This window comes from Kitasatospora sp. NPDC058218, from assembly GCF_042882445.1.
GTDB lineage: Bacteria > Actinomycetota > Actinomycetes > Streptomycetales > Streptomycetaceae > Kitasatospora.
The window spans coordinates 84,151-105,160 of the sequence record NZ_JBHVWC010000010.1 but is presented as its reverse complement, the minus strand read 5'-3'; the positions used below and the strand labels follow the sequence as shown (position 1 = coordinate 105,160).

Below are 21,010 nucleotides of genomic sequence, written 5' to 3'. Positions count from 1 at the left end.
CGCCGGGCGGCCGGTCAGATCGTGGCCGCCAGCTCGGTGCCCTGCTTGACGGCCCGCTTGGCGTCCAGTTCGGCGGCCACGTCGGCGCCGCCGATCAGGTGCGGGGTGATGCCGAGCTCGCGCAGGGCGGTGTCGAGCTCGCGGCGGGGCTCCTGGCCGGTGCAGAGGACGACGGTGTCGACGGGCAGGAGCTGCCGCTCGCCGTCCACCACGAAGTGCAGGCCGGCGTCGTCGATCAGCTCGTAGCTCGCGCCGGCGACCATGGTGACGCCGCGGTGTTTGAGCTCGGTGCGGTGGATCCAGCCGGTGGTCTTGCCGAGGCCGGCGCCGACCTTGGTGGTCTTGCGCTGCAGCAGGTGGACGCTGCGCGGGGGCCGGGGCGGCTCGGGGCGGGTGAGGCCGCCGCGCTCGCGGTACTCGGGGTCGATGCCCCACTTGCGGTGGAACACCGGCGGGTTGAGGCTGGCCGCGTCGCCCTGGTCGGTGAGGTACTCGGCGACGTCGAAGCCGATGCCGCCCGCGCCGAGGACGGCGACGCGCTCGCCGACGGGCGCGCCGTCGCGCAGTACGTCCAGGTAGCCGAGGACGCTGGGGTGGTCGACGCCCGGGAGGTCGGCCGGGCGTCGCGGGGTGACGCCGGTGGCGAGCACGATCTCGTCGAAGCCCTCGGCGGCGAGCTGCTCGGCCGCCACCGGTGCGCCGAGCCGCAGCTCGACCGCCAACTCGGCCAGCCGGGTGCGGTAGTAGCGCAGGGTCTCGTCGAACTCCTCCTTGCCGGGGATGCGCCGGGCGATGTTCAGCTGCCCGCCGACGGTGTCGGCGGCGTCGAACAGGGTGACGGCGTGGCCGCGTTCGGCGGCGGAGACGGTGAAGGCGAGGCCGGCCGGCCCGGCGCCGACGACGCCGATCCGCTTGCGCAGCTTGGTGGGCGCGAGCACGAGCTCGGTCTCGTGGCAGGCGCGCGGGTTGACCAGGCAGGAGGTGATCTGACCGCTGAAGGTGTGGTCCAGGCAGGCCTGGTTGCAGCCGATGCAGGTGTTGATGGACGCGGAACGGCCGTCCTGCGCCTTGGCGACGAAGTCGGCGTCGGCGAGCAGCGGACGGGCCAGCGAGACCAGATCGGCGCAGCCGTCGGCGAGCAACTGCTCAGCGATCTCCGGGGTGTTGATGCGGTTGCTGGTGACGAGCGGGACGGTGACCGAGCCCATCACCTTCTTGGTGACCCAGGCATAGGCGCCGCGCGGGACGGAGGTGGCGATGGTGGGGATCCGTGCCTCGTGCCAGCCGATGCCCGAGTTGATGATGGTCGCGCCGGCCGCCTCGACGGCCTGGGCGAGCCGGACGACCTCGGGGAGGGTGGAGCCGCCGGGGACGAGGTCGAGCATGGAGAGGCGGTAGATCAGGATGAAGTCGGGGCCGACCCGCTCGCGGACCCGGCGGACGATCTCGACCGGGAAGCGCATCCGGTTCTCGTACGCGCCGCCCCACTCGTCCTCGCGCTGGTTGGTGGCGGCGGCGGTGAACTCGTTGATCAGGTAGCCCTCGGAGCCCATGATCTCGACGCCGTCGTAGCCGGCCCGCCGGGCGAGGGCGGCGCAGCGGGCGAAGTCCTCGATGGTCTGCTCGACCTGCTCCGCGGTGAGGGCGTTCGGCACGTACGGGCTGATCGGGGCCTGGAGGGCGCTGGGTGCGACCAGGTCGGGGTGGTAGGCGTAGCGGCCGAAGTGCAGGATCTGCATCGCGATCCGGCCGCCGGCGGCGTGCACGGCGTCGGTGACGACGCGGTGGCGGTCGGCCTCCGCCTCGGTGGTGAGCATGGCGCCGCCGCCCCAGGGCCGGCCGGCCTCGTTGGGGGCGATGCCGCCGGTGACGATCAGGCCGACGCCGCCGCGGGCGCGCTCTCCGTAGAAGGCGGCCATCCGCTCGAAGCCGTTCGGTGCCTCTTCCAGGCCGACGTGCATCGATCCCATGATCACGCGGTTCGGGAGGGTGGTGAAACCGAGGTCGAGCGGGCTCAGCAGGTGCGGGTACGGCTTCCGGTCCCGCTGGGGGTCGGTGCTCATCGGCTTCTCCTGTACAGCGTGCGGCGGCTCGTTGTTACCACACGGTAGGGGACGCGGCGCAGCATGTGCAACTAGTTGCATAACCCCGGCGCCCCGGACGGCGTCGCCGCGCCGCCGGCCACCGGCCCGTCCGCCCCGCGCCCAGCGCTCCCCCGACGGCCGCCCTGACCCGTCCGCCCCGCCCCGGCAGCCCGACGGTCGCCGGCAATTTGCCTGACCGCCCGTCAGATCGATACGGAATGTGCGTATGGTCGTTCCCCGAAGGGGGGTTCGGAGGAATCCCCGGGGAGGGGACGGCAGTGCGAGGCGGAGAGATAGCCGTGGTCGGCGGCAGCATCGCGGGGTGCGCGTTCGCGCGGGCGGCCGCCCGCGGCGGGGCGGACCGGGTGGTGGTACTGGAACGCAGCCCCGGCCGACTGGAGGACCGCGGCGTCGGCCTCTGCGTGCTCGACGACCGCTACACCGAACTGGCCCGTGCCGGCCACCTCGACGACGGCATCCGCTGGCACCGGCTCACCCAGCGGCACTGGCTGGCCCACGACCCGGACGGCGGGGGCGGCCCGCGCGGACGGCTGCTCTGGGCACAGGAGATGCCGTTCCGCTCCTACCACTGGGGCGTGCTCTGGCAGGCCCTGCGCGAACGCACCCCCGACAACGTGGAGTTCCGGCTCGGCGGGGCGGTCACCACCGTGTCCGGCGACGACGAGCACGCCTGGCTGACGGGCCCGGACGGCGGAACGGAGAGCGGAACGGACCGCGGAACGAACGGCGGAACGGACCGCGGACCGGACCGGTACGACCTGGTGATCGGCGCCGACGGCTACCGCTCGGTGGTGCGCGAGGCCGTCTGCCCCGAGGCCCGGCCCGAGTACGCCGGCTACGTCTGCTGGCGCGGCAGCTTCGACGCCCGGCTGCTGGCGGAACTGCCCGGCGGCGCGACACTCTGGCCGGAGCACGAGGTGATCACGGTCTGCTACCCCGGCGGCCAGGTCGTGCTGTACCGCATCCCCGGTCTGACTCCGGGCTCCACCCAGGTCAACTTCGTCTTCTACGCGCCCACGCCGGCCTGGCTGCGCCCCGGCGACCCGACCAGTGTCCCCGCCGGCGCACTCACCACCGGGCAGTTCGAGGAACTGGCCGAGCTCGCCGAGCGGCACCTGCCGCCCTACTGGGCCGGGGTCATCACCCTCAGCCCCCGCGAGCGGACGTTCATCCAGCCGATCTACGACCTGGCGGCTCCGCGCCGCACCGCCGGGCGCCTGCTGCTCGCCGGCGACGCGGCCACCGTGGTCCGCCCGCACAACACCAGCGGCGCGGTCAAGGCCGTGCAGGACGCCTGCGCCTTCGAGGGCGCCTGGCGGACAGCCGACTCCTGGGCGGAGCTGCTGCCCGCGTACGACCGCGAACGCGGCGCGGTGGGGCGGGAGATGGTCGAGGTCGGCCGGCGGCTCGGGCGGGCCCAGGTGACCGAGGCGCCGAACTGGTCGGCCATGGACGAGGACGCGATGACCGCCTGGTGGCGCCAACAGGTCGCCGGGACGGGCGGGTTCGGCGGGCACGCGCTCGGACGCCCGCCGACCGACCGTCAGGCCGACTGACCAGACGGGGGGGTCGCCCCGGCCGCACGGTTTCACGACCCCACGGCCGTCCTAGGACGTTGACGCCGTAGTCGGTCACGACCCCACGGCCGTCCTCAGACGTTGACGCCGTAGTCGGTCGCGATGCCGCGCAGGCCGGAGGCGTACCCCTGGCCGATGGCCCGGAACTTCCACTCGGCGCCGTTGCGGTACAGCTCGCCGAAGACCATCGCGGTCTCGGTCGAGGCGTCCTCGGAGAGGTCGTACCGGGCGATCTCCTGGCCGTTGGCCTGGTTGACGATCCGGATGAACGCGTTGCGGACCTGGCCGAAGCTCTGCAGGCGGGCGTCGGCGTCGTAGATCGACACCGGGAACACCACCTTGGCCACCCCGGCCGGCACGGCGTCCAGGTCGACCTTGATCTGCTCGTCGTCACCGTCGCCGCCACCGGTCAGGTTGTCGCCGCTGTGCTCGACCGAACCCTCGGGACTGCGCAGGTTGTTGAAGAAGACGAAGTGCTGGTCCGAGACCACCTTGCCGAGCGCGTTGCAGAGCAGCGCGCTCGCGTCCAGGTCGTAGTCGGCCCCGGTGGTGGTCCGCACGTCCCAGCCGAGACCGACGATGACGGCCGTCAGACCCGGCGCCTCCTTGGTCAGCGAGACATTGCCACCCTTGGCCAGCGAAACTCCCACGATGCCCTCCTCGGTTGCTCTCCCTCCCTAAGAATCTACAACACTGTAGAGATAACGAGAATCCATCCGACCCGATGCGCCCCCGGCGTGCGCCAGACCACTGCGCGCCGCACGTCGCCGACCCGCTCGCCGAAGCCGCCCGCCGAGGCCGCCCGCCCACGCTGCCCGTCGACGCTCACCGCCCCGCGAGCAGGTCGGCGACGTGCGGCGGCAGCAGGCAGGCCTGCCGCGCCAACAGGTCGACGAAGGCCGCCGTCAGCGGATCCGGCCGGGTCCGGGTGTACGCCGCGAGCGGGCGCCGCACGGGCGGCTCGGGGCGGCGGACCAGACCGTCGAAGTCCGGCGGGACGATGTTGGCGGGCACCAGCGCCGGCCCCAGCCCGGCCGCGGCCAGCAGCGGCGCGGCCGCCGTCTGCTCGGTCCGCACCGCGACCCGCGGCCGGAACCCGGCCTCGCCGCAGGCTTCGTCGAGCAGGTCGGCGAGGCCGTTGCCGGGCGCGTAGTGCACCCAGTCCCGCCCGGACAGGTCAGCCAGCCGGACGATCTGACGATCAGTCATATCATCCGGCTCGGCGGGCAGTACCAGCACGAACTCCTCCACGCCCAGCTCCCGGATCGGCCCCTCCCAGTCCGGCGGCGGCGTGCCGACCGCGACGTCCGCCTGCCCGGCCGCCATCGCCGCGCGCAACTCGTCGTTGTGGGCGTACTCGCGCAGCCGGATCCGCACCCGCGGGTGGAGCCGGCGCCAGGCCCGCAGCACCGGCGGCAGGATACCGAGGCTGATCGAGTAGACCGTGGCGAGTTCGAGCTCGCCGGCGTCCAGGCCGGCCGTGAGACGGGCCGCGGTGCGCAGGCGCTCGGCATCGGCGAGCGCGGCACGGGCGTGCGGGAGCACCGCCCGGCCCATCGGCGTCAGCCGGACGGCGCGCGGCAGCCGCTCCAACAACGTGCCGCCGACGGCCCGCTCCAGCGCCCGCACCTGGTGCGAGAGCGCGGGCTGGGTGACGTGCAGCAGCTCGGCGGCCCGGGTGAACGAGCCGGTGTCGACGACGGTCACCAGGTATTCGAGCTGTCGAAGAGTGGCCATGCACAGAGTTTATGGCTTGCCCAAAAGACAAGCCTTGGACGCATCACCGCTGCTCGGCGCAGGGTGGTCGGCGTAGACACCCGTCTTCCCAGATCACCCGCCCGCCTCCCGAGGAGCCGCAGAATGACCGCCCAGACGCCCACGCCCACCCCCGCCGCCGCCCTCGAAGGCCGCCGCATCGTCGTCGTCGGCGCCGGCTCGAACACCGGCCGCGCGCTCGCCCACGCCGCCTCCGCCGCCGGCGCCGAGCTGATCCTGGCCGGCCCCGACCCGCGCAAGCTGGAGTGGACGGCCGGTGAACTGTCCGGCCCCACCCGGGTCGTCCCGGTAGACCTCGCCGACGAGGCGTCGATCGCCGCCCTCGCCACCGCCACCGGCCGCTTCGACCATCTGGTCTCCACCGCCGCGATGCCCGCCAACGGTCCGCTCGCCGAACTCGAACTCGCCGATGTCCAGCGCGCGTTCGCGGCCAAGGTGGTCGGCCCGCTGCTGCTCGCGAAGCACCTGGCCGGCCAGGCCGCGACCGAGGGACCCGACGGCGCCTCGTTCACCTTCTTCTCCGGCGTCGCCGCCTGGCGTCCGGCCCCCGCCCGCACGGTGATGGCCGCCACCAACGGCGCGCTCGCCTTCCTCGTCCAGGCCCTCGCCGTCGAGATCGCCCCGGTCCGGGTCAACGCCGTCTCCCCCGGCATCGTGGACAGCGGCTCCTGGGACCGGATGGGCACCGACAAGGAGCCGTTCCTGCGCGCGGTCGCCGAGCGCAACCCCGCCCGCCGGGTCGGCAGCACGGACGACCTGGTCCGCGCCGTCCTCTTCTCGATGGCCAGCCCATTCGTCACGGGGACGGTCCTGCACGTGGACGGCGGCGGCCGCCTGGTGTGACCGGCGGCGGGGGCGGGCCGGGGACGGCACCGGCCCGGAAGGCGCCGGGACGGAAGGCGCCGGGACGGCACCGGGCCAGGAAGCGTCCGGTCAGAAAGCGCCGGAGAAGCGTATGCGCAGCGCCCCGCCTTCGGCCCGCGACCGGTGTCCCCACCCCAGCAGCAGGCGGAGCACCTCGCGCTCACGCTCCGGCAGCCGCCCGAGGTCCAGCCGCTCGATGTCCCGGACCAGGGCGGCGACGGCCGGGCCCTTGAGCGTCCGGGAGTGCTCGGTGTGCGGGTCGAAGTCCGCGAGGGTCGGCAGCCCCTGCGCACCGAGGCGCCGGAGGACCGCGTCCAGCGCCCCGCCGTCCTCCCGGCGCTCGACCACGCCGAGCTCCGGCGCCGGCCCGCTGCGCCGCCCGGTCCGGGCGGTGACCGGCACCCGAGCCAGCACCAGCACGTACTCCATTCCGGCCTCCCTCGCACAGGTCCTGTCCTGTCCTGCGGGTGACCGTACCGGCCGGCCCACCCCGGGCCCGTCCCGGCGGTCACTGCGGGACCCGACCTAGACTGGCCGTGCGGGCGAAGGGCCCCGCGCGGGAGGTGTCATGCGCCGCCGGTACAGCTTCCACCTCGACCGGGCCGGTCGGTCCGTCACGGTGAACGTCCGCTCGGGCTGGATCACCGAGACCGAACTGCTGGTGGACGGCAGGGAGTGCGCCTTCCACCGCGTCCACGGCCACGGTGTCTACCCGCTCACCCTGGCCGCCCGGATCCCCGAGGAGCCCGCGCTGCCGCTCTCGGTCCGGCTGGAGCGGACCGGCTCGGCGGAGCACCCGCTCGCCTGCACGGTGGACCTGGGCGGCACGGTCCGCCCGGTGCCGGAGCGCGTCGACCGCTGACGTCCAGGGTGGCGACCCGCACCCCCCTTTGACGCCCGGGACGACGGCGCACGCCCCCGCGTCTACCGCGTCCGGCTCTGCGCGACGATCTCCTCCACCGCGGCACGGGCGCGGGCGGCGTCCGCCGCCACCAGGCCGATCCGGGTCCGGCGGTCGAGCACGTCGGAGGCGTCCAGGGCGCCCTCGTGCGTCACGGCGTAGGCGATCTCGGCGCGGGTCACGTCGATGCCCTCGGCGATCGGCTCGGCGCCGCCCGCCGCGAGGACCTCGCGTGCCGCGCCGCCGTGCCGGGCGAGCAGCGAGGCGGGCACGCCGCCCTCCGGCGCCGGGCGGCTGTCCCGGTGCCCCGGTGCGCCGACCAGGGGCAGGCGGGCCGTCCAGCAGGCGCGGGCCGGCAGGCGGCGCAGACGGACGGCGGTGTCCACCGCGTCCTCGGCCATCCGCCGGTAGGTGGTGAGCTTGCCGCCGACGACCGTGATCACCCCGGACGGGGATTCCAGCACCGCGTGCTGCCGGGAGATGTCGGCCGTGCTGCCGCCGCCGGTGTCGATCAGCGGCCGCAGCCCGGCGTACGCGCCGCGGACGTCCGCCCTGGTCAGCGCGGTGGTGAGGGCGGCGTTGACGGTGTCGAGGAGGAAGTCGAGCTCCGCCTCGGTCGGCTGCGGTTCGTCCGGGATCGGCCCGGGCGCGTCCTCGTCGGTCAGCCCGATCGCCACCCGGCCGAGCTGCTGCGGCAGCGCGAAGACGAACCGGCTGGTGGAGCCCGGCACGGGCACGGTGAGTGCGGCGACCGGGTGGCCGAGCGCGGCCGCGTCGACGAGCAGGTGGGTGCCCCGGCTGGGCCGCAGCCGGATGGACGGGTCCACCTCGCCCGCCCAGACGCCGGTGGCGTTCACGACCGCGCCGGCGGTGAGGGCGAGGGACTGCCCGGTGAGGCTGTCGACCAGCCGGGCCGAGGTGCCGGTGACCTCCTCCGCCCGGACGCGGGTGAGCACGGTGGCGCCGTACTGCGCGGCCGTCCGGGCCAGGGCCACCACCAGCCGTGCGTCGTCGACCAGTTGGCCGTCGTGCGCGACCAGTGCGCCCGCCAGCCCCGCCGCCCGTACACCGGGCACCAGCTGGCGGGCCCGGGCGGCGTCGACGCGGCGCATCCGGGGCAGCACCGCGCCCGGCGTCCGGGCGCTCAGTCGCAGCGCGTCCCCGGCGAGGAAGCCGGCCCGGACCAGCGACGCCTGCCCGGGGCGCAGCAACCCCGGCAGCAGCGGGACGAGTTGAGGCAGCGGGCGGACCAGGTGCGGGGCGGTGCGGGTCATCAGCACGCCGCGCTCGACGGCGCTCTCCCGGGCCACGCCGATCCGCCCGGAGGCGAGGTAGCGCAGACCGCCGTGGACCAGTTTGGAGCTCCACCGACTGGTGCCGAAGGCCAGGTCGCGCGCCTCGACGAGGACGACGCGGAGGCCGCGCGCGGCCGCGTCCAGCGCGACCCCGGCGCCGGTCACCCCGCCGCCGACGACCAGCAGATCGACGGCCGGGGCGACGGCGAGCGCGTCCAGCTCCACCTCCCGCCGCCGGGAGGTGAGTCGGGTGGTTCCGGCGAAAGGCCCGGCGTTGATCGTCATGGCGCGAGGTATCCGTTCGTCACGGCGGGCAGGGTCAGGGCGCGAGGCGTCCGTTCGTCGCGGCGGGCACGGTGGTGGCACGGGGCCGCCACCCGCGTGCGCTCACGGCGCGAGGTATCCGTCCAGTGCCCTGGCCAGTTCGCGCCGCCAGGCCGCCTCGGGCAGCAGGTGCGCGACCATGCGGTGCGACTGGACGGTGGACTGGGCGATCAGCAGCACCATGGCGGCCAGTTCGACGGGCTCGCCGGTCCGGACCGAGCCGTGCGCCTGGCCCTGCTCGATGCCCGCGCGCAGCGCCTCCAGCAGGCCGAGCTGGCTGGCGCCGAGCCGCTCGACGACGTACTCGAAGAGCGCGTCCGAGTCGGCCGAGCGCAGCAGTGCGCCGAGCACCGGGTGGTCACGCAGCCGGACGGCGACCTCGACAACGCCTTCGACGAAGGCGGCGCGGTCCTCGCCCGTGAGCCGGACGGTGGCCTGGGTCGCGAGGATCTCGCGGGTGAGCAGCGCCCCGATCACCGCCCGGACGTCCGGCCAGCGCCGGTAGACGGTCGGCCGGCTGACCCCGGCACGTCGGGCGATTTCGGCCAACTGTGTTCGGCGCACGCCGAGTTGGACGATCAGCTCGGCGGCGGCGTCGAGGATGGCGTCATCGGTGCTGCGGGGCTCGGGGGTCGCCTCGGGGTCGACCGGGCCAGCGTTACTACTTGACATGATGTGTGAAACTGTAACGCATGGCACCTGAGACGCAAGCGGGACCGGCCAACGCCGCGCTGCCGCTCCCCCCGATGAAGTGGGACGCCTGGGGCGACCCGGCCCTCGCCAAGGAGCTGTCCGCCGACATCAAGGCCCTGCTGGCCGCCGCCCTCGGCGTCACCGGCGACGCGGCCCCCGGACCGGCCGCCGACGAGGTCTCCCTGCGGCCCTCGCAGCTGACCGAGGCGGACCTGAAGGCGCTGGCCGCCGTGGTCGGCGAGGCGCACGTCAGCGCCGCCCCCGCGGACCGCCTCCCCCGGGCCGGCGGCAAGTCCACCCCGGACCTGCTGCGCCGCCGCGGCCGCGAGCCGCAGGACGCGCCGGACGCCGTCGTGCTGCCGGGCAGTGAGGACGAGATCGCCGCACTGCTCGCCCTCTGCGCCGAACGCCGCATCGCCGTCGTCCCGTTCGGCGGCGGCACCAGCGTGGTCGGCGGGCTGGACCCGGAGCGCGGGGGCCTCATCGCCGTCGTCTCGCTCGACCTGCGCCGCTTCGACCGGCTGCTCGACCTGGACACCACCTCCGGCGAGGCCGTCCTGGGCGCGGGCCTCACCGGTCCGGCCGCCGAGGCGTTGCTGGCCGGGCACGGCTTCGAACTCGGCCACTATCCGCAGAGCTTCCGCTTCGCCACCATCGGCGGTTTCGCGGCCACCCGCTCCTCCGGCCAGGACTCCGCCGGGTACGGGCGCTTCGACGAGATGGTGCGCGGCCTGCGCGTCGTCACCCCGGTGGGCGTGCTGGACCTCGGCCGCGCCCCCGCCTCCGCCGCCGGCCCCGACCTGCGCGAGATCTTCCTCGGCTCGGAGGGCACGCTGGGCGTGATCACCGCCGTCCGGGTCCGCATCCACCCGGTGCCCGCCGTGAAGGCCTACGAGGCGTGGTCCTTCCCCGACTTCGCCACCGGCGCGGCCGCCCTGCGCGCGGTGGAGCAGCAGGACACCGGGCCGACGGTGATCCGACTCTCCGACGAGGCCGAGACCATGGTCAACCTCGCGATGACGGAGAAGATCGGCGGCGAACCCGCCGTCACCGGCTGCCTGGCGGTGACCGTCTTCGAGGGCTCCGCCGAGCAGGTCGCCACTCGTCACCAGCTGACCCGGGCCGTCCTGCTGGCGGCCGGCGGCACGTCCCTGGGCGAGGCGCCGGCCCGGGCCTGGGAGCACGGCCGGTTCAACGCGCCCTACCTGCGGGACTCCCTGCTGAGCGCGGGGGCGCTCTGCGAGACCCTGGAGACGGCGACCGACTGGCGCCGGCTCGCCGACCTCCGCCTCGCGGTCACCTCCGCGCTGACCACCGCCCTGCCCGGCGCCCTCGTGCTCTGCCACATTTCGCACGTCTACCCGACCGGCGCCTCGCTCTACTTCACCGTCGTCGCCGCCCTCGGCGAGGAGCCGCTCGCCCGGTGGGCCGTCGCCAAGCGCGCCGCAGGTGACGCCATCGTGGCCAACGGCGGCACCATCACCCACCACCACGCCGTCGGCGCCGACCACCGGCCCTGGATGGCCGAGGAGATCGGCGAGTTGGGCGTCCGCATCCTGCGCGCGGTCAAGGCCGAACTGGACCCGGCGGGCATCCTCAACCCCGGCAAGCTGATCCCGTGAGCGAGCGGAGCGAGCGAGCCGTCGGACGGCGTGCGCGGGCGAACGCCCCCGCCGAGCGGAGCGGGGTGGGCGCGTGAACGAGCGGAGAACCATCGCCCGGGTCGTTCTCCTCACCAACCCGGCCGCGGCCGCCGGCCACGCCGAGCCGGCGGCCCGCCGTGCCACCGCCCGCCTGCGCGCCCTGGGCGTCGAGGTCGACGAACGGGCCGGCTCGTCGGCGGCGGAGTCGCTCGCCCTGGCCGGCGCGGCCGTCGCCGACGGTTCCTGCGACGCCCTGGTGGTGGTCGGCGGGGACGGCATGATCAACCTCGGCCTCCAGGCGGCCGCCGGGACGGGCATCCCGCTCGGCGTCGTCCCGGCGGGCACCGGCAACGACCACGCCCGCGCCTACGGGCTGCCGCGCGGCGAACCGGAGGCCGCCGCCGAGGTCGTCGCCGCCGGCCACACCCGAACGGTGGACCTCGGCCGGGTCACCGCGGCCGACGGGACGCAGCGCTGGTTCGGCTCCGTCCTCGCCAGCGGCTTCGACTCCCTCGTCAGCGACCGCACCAACCGGCTCCGCTGGCCGCGCGGCCGGATGCGCTACAACCTCGCCATCCTGGTCGAGTTCGCCAACCTCCGCCCGCTCCCGTTCCGGATCACCCTCGCCGACGGCACCGTCATCGCCCGCGACCTCACCCTCGCCGCCGTCGGCAACACCACCAGCTACGGCGGCGGCATGCTCATCTGCCCCACCGCCGACCCCGCCGACGGCCTGCTCGACGTCACCCTCGTCGACGCCATGCCCCGCCACCGCGTCGCCCGGTTCTTCCCCACCCTCTTCAAGGGCACCCACGTCGAACGCCCTGAGGTCAGCACCCACCGCACGCCCTCGCTGCGGATCGACTCCCCCGGCATCACCGCCTACGCCGACGGCGAGTTCATGGCCGCCCTGCCGATCGACGTCGCGGCCGTCCCGGGCGCCCTGCACCTGCTCACCCCGGCCTGAGGCACGCGTCCCCGCACAGGAAGTCGGCCGGGCCGACTTCCTGTGCAGCCGGGTCGGCCGTCGTCACCACTCCGAACTTTGCAAAGTCCTCCACGCAGGCACATCCGTATCCCGCATTCGCCGGGCATCGTCCACACCGCCTTCAGTAGACTCCTGGCCTCAACTCCTTTCGTTTCCAGGTGAATTTCGGGGGACAAGCCGTGGACCTGCACCTCTCGGTGGCCGGCGGGCAGCCCGCCGCGGACGCGGAATCGCTCACCGACTGGCTCCGGGGCGAGCCCGAGCTCGCCGGCACCGTGGGCCTCACCGGCGCGGCGCCCAGGCCCGGTGAGCTGGGCTCGGCCCTGGACGTCCTGACGGTCGCGGTCGGCGCCGGCGGCGGCCTCTCGGTGCTGGCCGCCTCGCTGCGCACCTGGTTCGCCCACCCCCGGCGCAGCGACGTCCGGCTCAAGATCCGGCGCCCGGACGGCGAGTCGGTGGAACTCGACGCGAAACGGGTGAGCGCCGCCGAGCTGGAGGCCGTCCTGCGCCAGGTCCTGGAGCACGGTCCGGTGCCGGACAGCGCCGCCCCCGAGCAGGAGTGACGTGCGCCTTCCGGACCCGCAACGCTCCCGGATCGTCCTCATCGGTGCCGGCACCTACCGCGATCCGCACCTGCTCGACCTCCCCGCCGTCCCCCGGACGATCACCGATCTCGCGGCGCTCCTCACCGACCCGACACACGGACTCGTCCCCGAGGACCACTGCACCGTCCTGCTGGACGACGGCGACCTGCGGACGGTCGGCCAACGGCTGCGCACCGCCGTGCAGGAGGCGGAGGACCTCCTGCTGGTCTACTACACCGGGCACGGCCTGGTCGCCGGACGCCGCCACGACCTCTACCTCGCCCTGCCGGACAGCGAGTTCGTGGCACCCGAGTTCAGCGCCCTGGAGTACGACAAGCTGCGCGGCGCCGTGCTCGACAGCCCCGCCGCCGCCAAGCTCATCGTCCTGGACTGCTGCTTCTCCGGCCGCGTCGTCACCGACTCGATGGCCGCGGACACCGTCGACCTCAGCCGGCTCGACATCGCGGGCACCTATGTCCTCACCTCCGCCCATCGCGACCAGGTGGCGCTCTCGCTGCCCGGGGAGGACCACACCGCCTTCTCCGGGCGGCTGATCCGCCTCCTCCGGGAAGGCGTCGTCGGCGGCCCCGAGCTCCTCACCGTCGACGACCTCTACCAGCGGCTCACCAGCACCATGGCGGCCGAGGGCCTGCCGACCCCGCTCAACCGGGCCACCCGGACCGCCAGCCTGATCGCGCTCGGCGTCAACCGGGCCTTCGCCGCGACCGCCGGCCCCGAACTGCGCGAGCGGCGCGTCGCGGCGGTGGAGCGGGGCAAGGACGGCCATTGGAAGGAGGCGGCGGAGACGCTGCAGGGCATCGTCGAGGAGTCGACCCGGGTGCTCGGCGCCGAAGACGCCGACACCCTGCTCAGCCGCCAGTCCCATGCCCACGGCCTCGGCGCCGCCGGGGACCCCGCCGAGGCCGCGCGCCTCCTGCGGCAGCTCCTCGCCGACCAGGCCCGCCTGCTCGGCCCCGACCACCAGGACTCCCTGCGCACCCGGCAGTTCCTCGCCGTCAACCTCGGCGAGGCCGGCCACCGGGAGGAGGCGGTCGCCCTGCTGCGCGTGTTGCTCGCCGACCGCAGCCGTCTCCTGGGCGCCGAGGACACGCACACCCTGCGTACCCGCCACATGCTCGCCCGCAACCTCGCGCTCAGCGGGAGCGCCGACGAGGCGGTGGCGCTGCTGCGGCAACTGGCGGCGGAGCGGGAACGGATCCTGGGGGACGAGCACCCGCACACGCAGCGGGCACGGGCTGATCTGGCGGCGGCAGAAGGTGGACGGGACCGTGTTTGAGAGATTCAACGACCCCGCGCGGCGGGCCGTCGTCCTGGCTCAGGAAGAAGCCCGGATGCTCCACCACGGCCACATCGGCACCGAGCACGTCCTGCTGGGCCTGATTCACGAGGGTGAGGGTGTCGCCGCCCAAGCCCTGAAGAACCTCGGGATCTCTCTTGAGGCCGTTCGCCAGCAGGTCGAGGTGGTCATCGGCCGGGGCCAGCAGGCCCCGGCCGGTCACATTCCTATGACCCCTCGGGTGAAGAAAGTCTGGGAGCTGTCACTCCGGGAGGCATTGCTGCTCGGTCACAACTACATCGGCCCCGAGCACATCCTGCTCGGCGTAATCCGCGAGGGCGAGGGCGTCGCCGCCCATATCGTGGTGAACAGGCTCGGAACCGACCTCAACCGGGTGCGCCAGGAGGTCATCACGATCCTGGCCGGCCCCGCGCCCGCCCCGAAGCCGGCCCCGAAGCCGGCCCCGAAGCCGGCCCCGAAGCCGGCCCCGCGCGCCACCCCGCGACTGAACCGGCTCGCCCGGAACCTCAGTCAGGCGGCGGCCACCGGTGAACTCGACCCCGTAATCGGACGGAGACGGGAGATCGAGCGACTCACCCACATCCTCGCCCGGCGGCAGCGGAACGTCCCCCTACTCGTCGGCGAGCCGGGCGTCGGCAAGACCAGCATCGTCACGGGCCTGGTCCACGCCATTGCCACCGAAACCGTCCCGGCGGCGTTCGCCCGCCGGGCCGTCCACTCCCTCGACCTCGGCTCCGTCTTCACCAACCCGCAGAACCACGGACGCTTCGCGGAACTCATGACCGGCCTGCTCACCGAGATCAAGCACAGCGATGGCCTCGTTCTCTTCCTCGACAACGCACTCACCGTCCTGCACACGCAGGAGGGCCGAGGCGAAGCACTCGCCTTCCTCCGGTCCGTCCTCGGTCACCCGGGCGTCCACGTCATCGCCGCCTGCACCACCGCCGAGTTCCGTCGTCGGACACCTGATCCGGGCCTCGACCGGCTGCTCCAGCGGTTGGAGATCGGCGAACCCCCGCTGGAGGACGTCCTGGAGATCCTGCGCGTCGTCCGGCCCCGGCTGGAGGAGCACCATGACGTGGTGATCACCGACGACGCACTCGACGCCGCGGCCGTACTGGCGCGGGACCACCTCCCCGGCCAGGCGCTACCGGGATCGGCCATCGAGCTACTCGACGAGGCGAGCGCCCAGGCCGGCGCCCGCAGCGCAGCTGTGCGGACCGACGCCCTCGCCGAAGAGTACGAAGAGCGGATCGACCAGCAGCGGATACACCGCGATGCCGCGATTGCCAACCAGGAACTCGAAGCGGCGGCCCATCACGAGCGCGAGTCGGCACAGTTGGTCCTGGCACTCGCCGACCACCGGAAAGCGCTGATCGAGAACGAAGGCCCGGGCCGCCGGGTCGACGAAGCCGACGTGGCGAACGCCCTGGCCCTGCACACCGGCCTTCCGCCGGTCCCCTCGGACGACGCCCACGACCGGCCGCCCCACTCCGCTCCCGGCACCACCGTGCCGCGACCGACCGTCCCCCACGACCCCTCGGTCTGGGCGATGAGCTGACGGGACCTGCCGTGCACTCACCGCCCGGGGAGCTCACCAGCCGCGGGACCGGTCCGCCGCCGCCCGCAGGCGCCTGACCTCGGCGATCAGACGGGGCACGTCCTGGCGGGCGGCCGCGATGAAGTCGATGTCCGCGTCGAGCCTCGGGTCCCGCCCGGCCAGTTGGGCGCCTTCGACGAACCGGCTGACGTAGATCTCGTCGTCCTGGTCCGCCTCGGGCCGGATCTGGATGAAGCTGTCGCCGCCGATGCCGTGCCGCCCCTCCAGCCAGGCGGCCCACGGGCCCGGTGCCGCCGCGGCGGCCCGTCGTTCCATCGCGCTGAGGTCTTCCTCGGTCAACGGTCCGTCAGCAGTCATGGGGCGATCCTCCCGGTACCGCGCTTGGATGTCCACGCGCCCGGCCCGCCGACGGCGTCATCCGGCCGGTCCGGGCAGCGGGTGGCGTCACCCGACGAGCCGCCGGCGCCAGTCCAGCGGCCGCACCTCGACGGCCTGGGCCGGATCTCCGTCCCAGTCCGCCGGCAGACCGACTGCCGCCAGCGCCGCCACCACCTCCCGGCCGACGGCGGCCGTCGTGTCCGCCGAGCCGTCGAAGCCACCGTAGAGCAGCGTCAGCCCGTGGCCGGCGGCAGCCGCATCGGTGCACTGCGTGTGGAAGTAGACGAAGCCGCGGGCCTCCGACGAGCCCGCGCCGCCGATCTCGGACTCTCCGCAGGAGCGGCAACAGGTGAAGTTCTCACGGGCCGTGATCCCGGCCGCCTCCAGTGCCGCGAACGCGCGGGTGAGCCGGTCCGGGTCCGTCTCGCCCTCCCAGCCGGCCTGCTCCTCGACGCGCTCGCGCCACATCCGGTCGGCCAACTCCCGTGCCTGCGCGGGCGAGACCGGCCGGCGGCCGCCGGCGACGAGGTAGTCCTCGGCGAGTTCGGCGAGTTCCGCACGCGTCGGGTAGCCGCCGACGAGGGTCTGCCGGAGTCGCCCCTCCAGTTGCCCGCGGTCGTCCTCGCCCAGGACCAGCGGCGGGACGGGCTCCTCGGTCAGAGCAAGTCGCGTCCAGTCCACTCCGTCGTCCCAGCCGTCCTGGAGGCGGGCCCAGCCCGTCATCGCCGCGATCACCGGCCCGGGACCGTCGAGCAGCACCTGGAAGTGCCGGTCGGCGGAACCGGCGCGGTGCTGCAACGTGTACTCGCCCCCGGTCTCGTGCCACACCTGGATGTAGAAGTCCGGGACCTCCGGCATCCGCTCGACGATGAGGAAGTGGTTGTCCGGCCCGCCGATGCCGTGGATCAGCTCGGCCAGTGTCTCCGCGGTCACCCGAGGGTGCCGCGCGCCGTTCTCCGTGTGCACCGTGATCGCCAACATGCCGTCACTCTGCCACGGGCCACTGACACCCCGGCCGCCCCGGCAGTGCACCGGGGCGGCCGGGGAACACAGGCCCTCAGGCCGGGCGCACCGAGACGAGGTGTGCCCGGCCGTCCATGGCGAAGGACATGGTCAGGCCACCCTCCCGCCGGATCACCCGGGCTGCCCGCTCGGCGGCGCCCGGACCGGAGAGCACGTGACCGAAGGCGTCGTACTGGACGGCGCCGAGGGGCAGCACCCGGAGGGAGTCCCAGACGGCGGCGATCGCGTCGGGCAGGCGGCCGAAGGTGGCCGGGACGGTGACTCCCTCGATCTCGACGACCACCGCGCAGGAGATGTCCGGGCGGTGTCCCCGCTTCGGGAGACCCAGCGGGATGTCACCCTCTGTAGGGGTGATCAGGCACCAGACCACCTTGCCGATGGCGTCCGGGCGGGGAGAACAGCCCCACTCTCTGGAGAGCTGGTCGACCAGCCAAAGTCCACGCCCGGACTCGTCACCCTCCTCGGGAGTGCGGAGCGCCGGTCGGACGGCGCTCGCGTCGTGCACCTCGATGCGGAGGCTGTCGTCGGCGAGAAGGAAGCGGGTCTGGATCAGCCGGTCGCTGGGGACGTGGGCGTGGTCCACGGCGTTGGCGACCAGTTCGGTGAGCAGCAACTCGCCGACGTCGGTGAAGCGTTCGCCGCCCGCAAGGCCGGCGAGGAACGCTCGGAGGTCGAGCCTGGCTATGGTCACGGACTTCCGCTGACGCGGCAGCCAGCACGAGTGCTCGGCGGGGTCGACTGAAGAGGTCTTCAACGCTCCGGACACGACGCCTCCCTGGGGCACGTGGTCACCATCCGCGGCAACCAGACCGGCCACACCCCGATGGCTGGCGAAACAGGCATAGGAATGCCCGGCCACCGACCACCGAAGTCACTGACAGTGAGTCAATGGACTGCTCTCGGTAGCATGCCCGGCCCACAGGGCTTGTTGCAAGCGATGCGAGTTGCAATCGTTGCAGATCTGTCGCTGGCTCCGACACCCTCCCAGAGGGCAGACTCTGAGCGGATCAAGGGAGGGACGAGGATGCCCGACGAAGCGAGGCCGAGCGTGCGCGGTCGCCGTCTCGGCGCCGAGCTGCGCAGACTTCGCAGCGTGGCAGGCAAGACGACCGAGGATGCAGCGAACGCCCTCAGGTGCTCCCGCGCGAAGATCAGCCGGATCGAGACCGGCGTTTCGGGCATCCGTCAGCTGGACCTGAGCGTGCTGCTCGATCTCTACGACATCACTGAGCCGGAGTACCGCGGCACACTCGAAGCCCTGGCGCAGGGAAGCAAGAAGCAGGACTGGTGGGAGGCGTACCGCGACATCGTCGCACCCACATATATCGACTACATGGTCCTTGAGAGCGACGCGCGGCACATTCACCACTGGGCCACGACGCTCATCCCCGGACTCCTGCAGACCGAGGCCTACGCCCGCGCGGTACTTGAAGCCGTGCCCGCCGTGGTCGACGCCGAACGTGTGGGCCAACTGGTGAAGATCCGCATGGAACGACAGGTGCTGCTGACCAGGACCGACCCTCCCCGGCTCCAGGCGATTCTCTGGGAACCCATCGTGAGGTGCCCTGTTGGAGGCCGGGAGGCTTGGCGCGCTCAGCTTGGCCGCATCATCGACCTCGCTCGGCTTCCCCACGTCACGGTCCAGATTGTCCCACTCACCGCCGGAGTGACAGCGGGCGCGTCCGGCCCCTTCACGACGATCAGCTTCACGGACTCGCCGTCCCCTGCTGCCGTCTACCTGGAGACCATGACGAGCAGCCATTACTTCATCGAAAGCGACTCCGAGTTGGGCGGCTACGGGCCCGTGTTCGAGAGTCTCAAGGAGTCGGCCCTCAGCCCCGAGGGGTCCTTGGAACTCATCCAGGTGATCGCGGCGGAGGCCTGAGCGCATCACATGTCTCCCGCCCCGGCCCCGGGGACGCCGGGGGCCGGGGACGTCGCCGTCGGCTCCGGAGGCGGCGGGGTCATGCCGGGTGGACGAGGCGGCTTTCGTAGGCGAAGACCACGGCCTGGATCCGGTCGCGGAGTTCGAGCTTGTGCAGGATTCGCCCCAGATGGGACTTCACGGTCGCCTCCGCGAGGTACAGGGTGGCCGCGATCTCGCTGTTGGACAGGCCGCAGCCCACCTGGACGAGCACCTCGCGTTCACGGGCGCTGAGCCGGCTCAGCAGTTCGTCGCGGCCGGAACCGCTGCCGTCGGGGATGTGCGGGCGGAGGTGTTCCAGCAGGCGTCGGGTGATCCGCGGGGAGACCACCGCGTCGCCCGCGGCGACGCTGCGTATCGCGGTGAGGAGCTCCTCGGGCCTGGTGTTCTTCAGCAGGAAGCCCGAGGCTCCGGCACTGAGCCCGGCGAAGGCGTATTCGTCCAGGTCGAAGGTGGTGAGGATCAGCACTCTGCTCTGCGGGGAGATCCCGATGATCTGGCGGGTCGCCTCGATCCCGTCGGTCCCGGGCATCCGGACGTCCATGAGGACGACATCGGGGCGCAGCTCCCGGGCGAGGCGTACGGCCTGTGCGCCGTCGGCGGCCTCGCCGACCGGTGCCATGTCGGGCTGGGCCTCCAGGACGGTGCTGAAGGCCATCCGGAGCAGCGCTTCGTCGTCGGCGATCAGGATGCGGATCGTCATGCGGACTCCGCTCCGCTGCTGTCGAGGAGGAGGCGGGTACGGACTCCCCAGCCACCGCCCGGAAGCGGTCCGGCCTGCAACTTGCCCCCGTAGGCGGCCGCGCGCTCGCGCATGCCGGGGATGCCGTGGCCGGACGGTGTGGCGGCGGGAAGCGGCGGGCGGGGACCGCTGTCGGTGACGTCCACGGTGACGGTCCCGGTCGAGCAGCGGATCCGGACCGTCGCGCGGGTGCCGGTGGGAGTGTGCTTGAGGGCGTTGGTCAAGGCTTCCTGTACCAGGCGGTAGACGGTGAGTTGTGCGCTGGCGGGTATGTGGGTGCGGTCGCCGTGGACCTCCAGGCGGGTCGGCAGACCGGCGGCGCACATCTGGTCGGCGAGGGTCTCCAGTTGTCCGATGCCGGGCAACGGGTGGCGCTGGGCGTCCGGTTCGTCGGTCCGCAGGATGCCCAGCGAGCGCCGCATGTCGGTCAGGGCCTGTCGGCCTGTCTCGGAGACCTGGAGCATCGCGGTGGTGGTCCTGTCGGGCGACCGGTGCTGCGCGTAGACGGCGGCGTCGGTGAGCGCGACCATGACGGACAGGTTGTGGGTGACGATGTCGTGCATCTCCCGGGTGATGCGTGCCCTCTCCTCGGCGACGGCCAGTCGCGCCTGCTGTTCCTGCTCCCGCTCCAGGCGTGCGGCCCGTTCCTCCACGGCCGCGAGGTAGGCGCGCGTGGTCCGCACGTTCACACCGAGGACGGCGGCGGCGACGGCCATCGCGGTGACCGCGACGAAGGGGGTCAGGAACGCGCCTTCCGGTGCCCAGCGCAGGCAGGCCAGCAGGACCCCCGCCTCCACGACGGCACCGGCGACGAGCGCGCCGCGCCGGCCCGAGTTCGCGGCCGCCGTGTAGAGGGCCACCAGCAGGGCGACGTCCGCCGGCAGTTGGACGTCCGTCAGCCACTGGACGAAGGCCGCGGCCGCCACGGCGCCGAACACCGCGAGCGGGGCCCGGCGCCGCCACACCAGGGGCAGCGCGAGGGCGGCGGTGAGGGCCACGGCCACCGGCAGCTCCTGCGGCGCGCGCGTGGTCACGACGTTGAGGAGGAGGAGCGCCGGCAGCAGCGAGTCCCACACCACGGGCGGCAGTCGGGAGCCCCGGCGCGTGGCGGCTCTCACCAGTCGCACCGCTCGTCCGGAAACCAGGTCGGCGTACCTCGTCAGCCGTGGGGCTGCCCCCGCCCACCGCACCCCGCCCTCGTTCCGATCCCGGTCGCGTACCCGGTGGGCATCGCCGGGTACCGCGGCCGCCTCGGTCATCGCACCTCCCTGTCGGTTCGGCGTCGTGGCAGCCCCGGCCGGGGCTGCCACCGCG

General features: G+C 73.5%; 20 protein-coding genes. 9 read left to right on the top strand and 11 right to left on the bottom strand.

Going from position 1 to position 21,010, the window contains the following annotated elements:
* Positions 1 to 14: 14 nt before the first annotated feature.
* Positions 15 to 2,063 carry an FAD-dependent oxidoreductase gene (locus ACFVYI_RS08805; protein ID WP_387882471.1) on the bottom strand — a complete coding sequence of 683 codons (2,049 nt, stop codon included), beginning with the start codon at positions 2,061 to 2,063 and terminating at the stop codon, positions 15 to 17.
* A gap of 299 nt (positions 2,064 to 2,362) precedes the next feature.
* On the opposite strand from ACFVYI_RS08805, the gene ACFVYI_RS08800 reads away from it, so the two are divergent.
* Positions 2,363 to 3,661: an FAD-dependent monooxygenase gene (locus tag ACFVYI_RS08800; protein WP_387882470.1), complete on the top strand. Its 1,299-nt coding sequence runs from the start codon at positions 2,363 to 2,365 to the stop codon at positions 3,659 to 3,661.
* 95 nt (positions 3,662 to 3,756) lie between these two features.
* Here ACFVYI_RS08800 and ACFVYI_RS08795 read toward each other — a convergent pair whose 3' ends face one another.
* Positions 3,757 to 4,332, bottom strand: a complete 576-nt coding sequence (locus ACFVYI_RS08795) for a TerD family protein (RefSeq protein WP_387882469.1) — start codon at positions 4,330 to 4,332, stop codon at positions 3,757 to 3,759.
* A gap of 175 nt (positions 4,333 to 4,507) precedes the next feature.
* Positions 4,508 to 5,419: a LysR substrate-binding domain-containing protein gene (locus ACFVYI_RS08790; RefSeq protein ID WP_387882467.1), complete on the bottom strand. Its 912-nt coding sequence runs from the start codon at positions 5,417 to 5,419 to the stop codon at positions 4,508 to 4,510.
* Positions 5,420 to 5,542: 123 nt separating this feature from the next.
* Between ACFVYI_RS08790 and ACFVYI_RS08785 the strand changes: the two genes are divergently transcribed.
* Positions 5,543 to 6,301: an SDR family oxidoreductase gene (locus ACFVYI_RS08785; protein ID WP_387882465.1), complete on the top strand. Its 759-nt coding sequence runs from the start codon at positions 5,543 to 5,545 to the stop codon at positions 6,299 to 6,301.
* A gap of 90 nt (positions 6,302 to 6,391) precedes the next feature.
* Here the strand turns inward: ACFVYI_RS08785 and ACFVYI_RS08780 are convergent, their stop codons facing one another.
* Positions 6,392 to 6,751: a hypothetical protein gene (locus ACFVYI_RS08780; protein WP_387882463.1), complete on the bottom strand. Its 360-nt coding sequence runs from the start codon at positions 6,749 to 6,751 to the stop codon at positions 6,392 to 6,394.
* Between the two features lie 139 nt (positions 6,752 to 6,890).
* Here ACFVYI_RS08780 and ACFVYI_RS08775 point away from each other — a divergent pair, with 139 nt between their 5' ends.
* Entirely contained in the window at positions 6,891 to 7,184 is a 294-nt protein-coding gene (locus tag ACFVYI_RS08775; RefSeq protein WP_387882462.1) for a hypothetical protein, read from the top strand.
* A gap of 62 nt (positions 7,185 to 7,246) precedes the next feature.
* Here ACFVYI_RS08775 and ACFVYI_RS08770 read toward each other — a convergent pair whose 3' ends face one another.
* Positions 7,247 to 8,803 (bottom strand): glycerol-3-phosphate dehydrogenase/oxidase, encoded by a 1,557-nt coding sequence (locus tag ACFVYI_RS08770; protein ID WP_387882460.1) that lies wholly within the window; start codon positions 8,801 to 8,803, stop codon positions 7,247 to 7,249.
* 102 nt (positions 8,804 to 8,905) lie between these two features.
* Positions 8,906 to 9,514: a TetR/AcrR family transcriptional regulator gene (locus ACFVYI_RS08765; protein ID WP_387882459.1), complete on the bottom strand. Its 609-nt coding sequence runs from the start codon at positions 9,512 to 9,514 to the stop codon at positions 8,906 to 8,908.
* Between the two features lie 20 nt (positions 9,515 to 9,534).
* Between ACFVYI_RS08765 and ACFVYI_RS08760 the strand changes: the two genes are divergently transcribed.
* From ACFVYI_RS08760 to ACFVYI_RS08740, 5 genes are all read left to right on the top strand, one after another.
* Entirely contained in the window at positions 9,535 to 11,157 is a 1,623-nt protein-coding gene (locus ACFVYI_RS08760) for an FAD-binding oxidoreductase (protein WP_387882457.1), read from the top strand.
* A 73-nt stretch (positions 11,158 to 11,230) separates the two neighbouring features.
* On the top strand, positions 11,231 to 12,145 hold the full coding sequence (locus tag ACFVYI_RS08755) for a diacylglycerol kinase (RefSeq protein WP_387882455.1): 915 nt from the start codon (positions 11,231 to 11,233) through the stop codon (positions 12,143 to 12,145).
* Positions 12,146 to 12,345: 200 nt separating this feature from the next.
* Entirely contained in the window at positions 12,346 to 12,729 is a 384-nt protein-coding gene (locus tag ACFVYI_RS08750) for a hypothetical protein (RefSeq protein WP_387882453.1), read from the top strand.
* Between the two features lies 1 nt (position 12,730).
* Positions 12,731 to 14,047 carry a tetratricopeptide repeat protein gene (locus ACFVYI_RS08745; protein WP_387882451.1) on the top strand — a complete coding sequence of 439 codons (1,317 nt, stop codon included), beginning with the start codon at positions 12,731 to 12,733 and terminating at the stop codon, positions 14,045 to 14,047.
* Positions 14,040 to 15,629, top strand: coding sequence for a Clp protease N-terminal domain-containing protein (locus tag ACFVYI_RS08740; RefSeq protein ID WP_387882449.1), 1,590 nt, complete (start codon positions 14,040 to 14,042; stop codon positions 15,627 to 15,629). Before ACFVYI_RS08745 ends, ACFVYI_RS08740 begins: the two co-directional genes overlap by 8 nt.
* A gap of 33 nt (positions 15,630 to 15,662) precedes the next feature.
* On the opposite strand, the gene ACFVYI_RS08735 is transcribed toward ACFVYI_RS08740, so the two are convergent.
* From ACFVYI_RS08735 to ACFVYI_RS08725, 3 genes are all read right to left on the bottom strand, one after another.
* The gene (locus ACFVYI_RS08735) at positions 15,663 to 15,986 is read right to left on the bottom strand and encodes a hypothetical protein (RefSeq protein WP_387882447.1); all 324 of its coding nucleotides are present in this window, start codon (positions 15,984 to 15,986) and stop codon (positions 15,663 to 15,665) included.
* An 87-nt stretch (positions 15,987 to 16,073) separates the two neighbouring features.
* Positions 16,074 to 16,988, bottom strand: coding sequence for a DUF6891 domain-containing protein (locus ACFVYI_RS08730; RefSeq protein WP_387882445.1), 915 nt, complete (start codon positions 16,986 to 16,988; stop codon positions 16,074 to 16,076).
* A 76-nt stretch (positions 16,989 to 17,064) separates the two neighbouring features.
* The gene (locus tag ACFVYI_RS08725) at positions 17,065 to 17,721 is read right to left on the bottom strand and encodes an ATP-binding protein (protein WP_387882444.1); all 657 of its coding nucleotides are present in this window, start codon (positions 17,719 to 17,721) and stop codon (positions 17,065 to 17,067) included.
* 333 nt (positions 17,722 to 18,054) lie between these two features.
* On the opposite strand from ACFVYI_RS08725, the gene ACFVYI_RS08720 reads away from it, so the two are divergent.
* Positions 18,055 to 18,915 (top strand): helix-turn-helix domain-containing protein, encoded by an 861-nt coding sequence (locus ACFVYI_RS08720; RefSeq protein ID WP_387882442.1) that lies wholly within the window; start codon positions 18,055 to 18,057, stop codon positions 18,913 to 18,915.
* A 79-nt stretch (positions 18,916 to 18,994) separates the two neighbouring features.
* Here ACFVYI_RS08720 and ACFVYI_RS08715 read toward each other — a convergent pair whose 3' ends face one another.
* Both ACFVYI_RS08715 and ACFVYI_RS08710 read right to left on the bottom strand, forming a co-directional pair.
* Positions 18,995 to 19,657: a response regulator gene (locus ACFVYI_RS08715; RefSeq protein WP_387882441.1), complete on the bottom strand. Its 663-nt coding sequence runs from the start codon at positions 19,655 to 19,657 to the stop codon at positions 18,995 to 18,997.
* On the bottom strand, positions 19,654 to 20,814 hold the full coding sequence (locus ACFVYI_RS08710) for a sensor histidine kinase (RefSeq protein ID WP_387882439.1): 1,161 nt from the start codon (positions 20,812 to 20,814) through the stop codon (positions 19,654 to 19,656). Before ACFVYI_RS08710 ends, ACFVYI_RS08715 begins: the two co-directional genes overlap by 4 nt.
* Between the last annotated feature and the right edge of the window lie 196 nt (positions 20,815 to 21,010).

Bases quoted from the DNA above. Each gene is read 5' to 3' on its own strand.
- ACFVYI_RS08805 (WP_387882471.1), bottom strand. From the start codon at position 2,063: ATGAGCACCGACCCCCAGCGGGACCGGAAGCCGTACCCGCACCTGCTG.
- ACFVYI_RS08780 (WP_387882463.1), bottom strand. From the start codon at position 6,751: ATGGAGTACGTGCTGGTGCTGGCTCGGGTGCCGGTCACCGCCCGGACC.
- ACFVYI_RS08730 (WP_387882445.1), bottom strand. From the start codon at position 16,988: ATGTTGGCGATCACGGTGCACACGGAGAACGGCGCGCGGCACCCTCGG.
- ACFVYI_RS08775 (WP_387882462.1), top strand. From the start codon at position 6,891: ATGCGCCGCCGGTACAGCTTCCACCTCGACCGGGCCGGTCGGTCCGTC.
- ACFVYI_RS08770 (WP_387882460.1), bottom strand. From the start codon at position 8,803: ATGACGATCAACGCCGGGCCTTTCGCCGGAACCACCCGACTCACCTCC.
- ACFVYI_RS08765 (WP_387882459.1), bottom strand. From the start codon at position 9,514: ATGTCAAGTAGTAACGCTGGCCCGGTCGACCCCGAGGCGACCCCCGAG.
- ACFVYI_RS08760 (WP_387882457.1), top strand. From the start codon at position 9,535: ATGGCACCTGAGACGCAAGCGGGACCGGCCAACGCCGCGCTGCCGCTC.
- ACFVYI_RS08715 (WP_387882441.1), bottom strand. From the start codon at position 19,657: ATGACGATCCGCATCCTGATCGCCGACGACGAAGCGCTGCTCCGGATG.
- ACFVYI_RS08735 (WP_387882447.1), bottom strand. From the start codon at position 15,986: ATGACTGCTGACGGACCGTTGACCGAGGAAGACCTCAGCGCGATGGAA.
- ACFVYI_RS08785 (WP_387882465.1), top strand. From the start codon at position 5,543: ATGACCGCCCAGACGCCCACGCCCACCCCCGCCGCCGCCCTCGAAGGC.
- ACFVYI_RS08720 (WP_387882442.1), top strand. From the start codon at position 18,055: ATGCCCGACGAAGCGAGGCCGAGCGTGCGCGGTCGCCGTCTCGGCGCC.
- ACFVYI_RS08790 (WP_387882467.1), bottom strand. From the start codon at position 5,419: ATGGCCACTCTTCGACAGCTCGAATACCTGGTGACCGTCGTCGACACC.